Annotated in this window: 3 protein-coding genes; 1 reads left to right on the top strand and 2 read right to left on the bottom strand. The window is 32.6% G+C overall.

Annotated elements, in window-relative coordinates; translation table 11 throughout:
- Positions 1-185: 185 nt before the first annotated feature.
- Together ubiB and OZD66_RS05215 are read right to left on the bottom strand one after the other, a co-directional pair.
- Positions 186-1,616 (bottom strand): 2-polyprenylphenol 6-hydroxylase, encoded by a 1,431-nt coding sequence (gene ubiB, locus OZD66_RS05220; protein WP_182367270.1) that lies wholly within the window; start codon positions 1,614-1,616, stop codon positions 186-188.
- Complete coding sequence (locus tag OZD66_RS05215) at positions 1,613-2,353, bottom strand: metal ABC transporter ATP-binding protein (RefSeq protein ID WP_006279528.1); 741 nt, start codon at positions 2,351-2,353, stop codon at positions 1,613-1,615. The genes ubiB and OZD66_RS05215 overlap by 4 nt, the downstream gene beginning before the upstream one ends.
- Between OZD66_RS05215 and OZD66_RS05210 the strand changes: the two genes are divergently transcribed.
- On the top strand, positions 2,345-3,226 hold the full coding sequence (locus OZD66_RS05210; protein WP_182367267.1) for a zinc ABC transporter substrate-binding protein: 882 nt from the start codon (positions 2,345-2,347) through the stop codon (positions 3,224-3,226). The genes OZD66_RS05215 and OZD66_RS05210 overlap by 9 nt on opposite strands.
- Positions 3,227-3,490 lie beyond the last annotated feature (264 nt).

Genomic DNA, 3,490 nt, shown 5'->3' with positions numbered 1-3,490 from the left:
AAAACATTCCTCTATTCGAATCCTTTCGTCGTGCTGTTGATTCTGCCTTCCTATGACCTGTTCGGACTATTATGAGAAATGCTATACATAAAGAAAGTGGAAAATTGGACATTCTCAACTCGGCTCCTGCAGATTAAAAATTAAGTTGAATAAAAATTGGATTTGACGCAGTTTTTTCCCATAGTTTAAGAAATTAAAAGTTTAACGATTAGAATTATAATTACAAACCACAATAAAAAATAGACTTTTCCATTTGATTTATTTTTAATTTGGATGTTTTCTAATTTTTTATCAGCTATTAGGTTTAATTTTTCTGTAAGGCTAAATATCCCTTGGATTGTTTTTACAGGATAAGAACTTCTAATTTTTTCCCTATACCCTATTTTACTTTCATGTTGACTGCTTATCCACGCTTCAACTACTTTCCACATATTGATTTCTGGGTAGATCTTTCTACATGTCCCTTCCAGTAAAATCATAGTTTTCTGCAGCAATAACAATTGTGTTTGAACTTTCATATCAAAATCACCAGTTATTTTTAATAGCTGAGCAAGTAAACTAGCAAATGAAATCTTCTGTATAGGCTGCCCAATAATGGGTTCACCTATTGCCCTGCAAGCTGTGACAAAATTTCTATGCTGTGATGAAACGTAACCAGCTTTAAAGTGCATTTTTGCAACGTGATCATAATCCCGATTTAAAAAGCCTTTGAGTATCTCTATAACGTAATAGCATGTCTCACGATCTATTCTACCCATGATTCCACAATCCAGGGCAATAATATTGTTATTACTATCAACCATTAGATTTCCAGGATGCATATCAGCATGAAAAAAACAATCCCTGTATACCTGATTACAAAACGATTCTATAAGGTTGATAGCTATTTGCTTATGATTATTCAGTTTTTCAACTTCGTATATTGGCGTTGCTTCTATCCATTCTAATGTTAAAACCTTTCTTGAAGTTCTATTCCAATCTATTTCAGGTACATAAAAACCTCTGTCATTTTTTGTGTTTTCCTTTAGTTCCGAAGAGTGAGCAGCTTCAAAACATAGATCTAACTCTAATCGGCAAATTTCAGCAAAAGTTTTAACTAATTCAATTGGCCTCAGCCTTTTTGATTGTTCGCTAAATTTTTCTGCAATTTCTGCAAGCCAAGAAAGCATTTTTATATCTCTTGAGAATGTTTTCTCAATATTTGGCCTTAAAACCTTCACAGCAACTTCCTTACCCTCAGTTGTAACCGCTCTATGCACCTGAGAAATCGATGCTGCTGCAATTGGCTTTTCAGAAAAGCTTGAAAAAATGTCGCTCAATTTACAATTAAACTCACTTTCTATAGTTTTAACTGCTATTTTATGTGAAAATGATGGCAATCTATCACATATCAATAACAAGTTATTTGTTATATCTTCATTTAAAACATCAGTACGTGATGAGATAGACTGCCCAAACTTAATGAACACCGGACCTAATTTTTCAAGAGCACACTTTAGCTTGTGGCCTTGTATTTTATTTATTGATTTTTTTGATGGTGGAAGTAAATAAGGTAATATATTGTAACGCGTCAGCACCGTAGTTATGTGCAGAAGACGCAAAATATTTTGAATCATTTCGCTGCGTAACTGCTAAATATTTCATTTAGGGTTCTATTTTTCATAATCTCATCAGGCTTGCCTTGGCAATAGATAGTATTATTTATACAAATTATGTAATCTGAGGATGGTAGAGCAGAGTTAAGATCATGAGAAGTCATAAGAATCGATACCAATCGTTTTTTTGCTATTTTATTTATAATATCATAAAATTTAGCCCGCGCGTTAATATCCATTGCACTAACTGGTTCATCTAGAATGATCAAGTCAGGCTCTGCAATTAAACAACGTGCAAGTAGCAATAATTGTGTTTGCCCTGCAGAAATTTCTAACACTTGATTCTTCAAAATGTTACCGATACCAACCAACTCTATCGTTTCTGTAATAATGGATTGATTTTTCTTTAGTCTTTTCAAGGAGCTATTTAAAAGGAAATATTCAACTGTTATTGGCATCAAATTACTAATACTAAAATTTTGCGGCATATAGCCAATTTTTATGTTGTCAGCAAATACGATATTACCGGTACAGCTTTTATTTATGCCAGCAATTGCTTTCACTAAAGAGGTTTTACCTCCACCATTTGGACCAAGTATTGTAATTATGTCTCCTCTTTCCATAAACATATTGATATTGTCAAGGATTCTTTTACCATCATATGTGAGAGCAAGATTTTCTATTTTTAGAACACGATTATTGACATTATTCAATTTATTGACAAAATTTAACTTCTTCTCAACGTTTATATGAGACATTTACTGACTTTTTTTCTATTACTTTCATTTACACTATACTATAATATCGCCTTTTCATCCAATTTAAAAGTTGTAGCTACAATCAAACCTATCCACTCACTTGTAGCTTCTATTACAGAAGGGATTTTAGAACCGGAATTGCTTGGCTATGCAACATCTGCGCATAATTATATATTAAAGCCATCTGATGCGAGTAATTTAGAATCAAGTGACGTTATATTTTATGTTGACGATAACTTAGAGACGTTTGTTCAAACTTTCGCCAAAAATAATAAAGAACTAGTGCAATTGTCAAAGGCAATCAACCTACTTCCTACTCGGCCACATTCATTTTCTAGAAAAATTACTCACATTAAAGATGAAAAAGATTTACACATTTGGCTGAGTCCCGAAAATGCAAAGAGCATGATACTTTCTGTAAGTGCAACATTGTCTAACATAGATAAAGAAAATTCCCATCGATACAACTCTAATGCAACAAAAGCTATAAAAAAAATAGACCAAGAAGTAAAAGAAATTATGAAAGAACTGAATGATTTTAAAAATCAAAAATATATCGTCACTCACGATGCTTATCAATATTTTGAAAAATATTTTGGTTTAAATCACCCAAGTGCCATTCTTTCCATAGAAGAGGATTCTTACATAGGTATGAGGAGTTTAATGAAGCTAAAAAAGATAATGAAGGAAGAAAACGTTAAATGTATATTTGCTCATTCACATGAAGACAGCATAAAGCCTAATGCTCTTTCTAATGACGCAAAAATGGTAGTTCTTGATCCTATTGGATCAGACATAGAGCCTGGAAAAGATGCATATCTAGCTATAATCAATAGCATTGCACAAGATTTTAAGTCTTGTTTTGTTGAGTAATAAGTTCCCTTTTAGCTTACTGTTTTATTGTTCTGCAAATCAAGAAGAAGTGAGTTTACAACAAATGGTGTCATTCCAGTGCTTGACACTGGAATCCAGCTTTTTCATAATCATCAAAACGTTGTATTTTAACATAAAACGGCTACTTTTATGCTTACTAACTTAATAAACTTCCTGGATCCCAGTGGGCTTTGTTGCATCGCTACTTATGAAAGGCTAACTATAGTTAGGATTATAAGCAACCTATTGAAAATCTTGTTTTTT

The sequence above is a fragment of the Wolbachia endosymbiont of Drosophila baimaii genome (assembly GCF_028982185.1).
GTDB lineage: Bacteria > Pseudomonadota > Alphaproteobacteria > Rickettsiales > Anaplasmataceae > Wolbachia > Wolbachia pipientis.
This window is presented reverse-complemented; position numbering and strand designations above follow the sequence as displayed.

What these genes read in the sequence shown, in the direction of transcription:
- ubiB (WP_182367270.1), bottom strand. Translation starts at nt 1,616, where the DNA reads ATGATTCAAAATATTTTGCGTCTTCTGCACATAACTACGGTGCTGACG.
- OZD66_RS05210 (WP_182367267.1), top strand. Translation starts at nt 2,345, where the DNA reads ATGAGACATTTACTGACTTTTTTTCTATTACTTTCATTTACACTATAC.
- OZD66_RS05215 (WP_006279528.1), bottom strand. Translation starts at nt 2,353, where the DNA reads ATGTCTCATATAAACGTTGAGAAGAAGTTAAATTTTGTCAATAAATTG.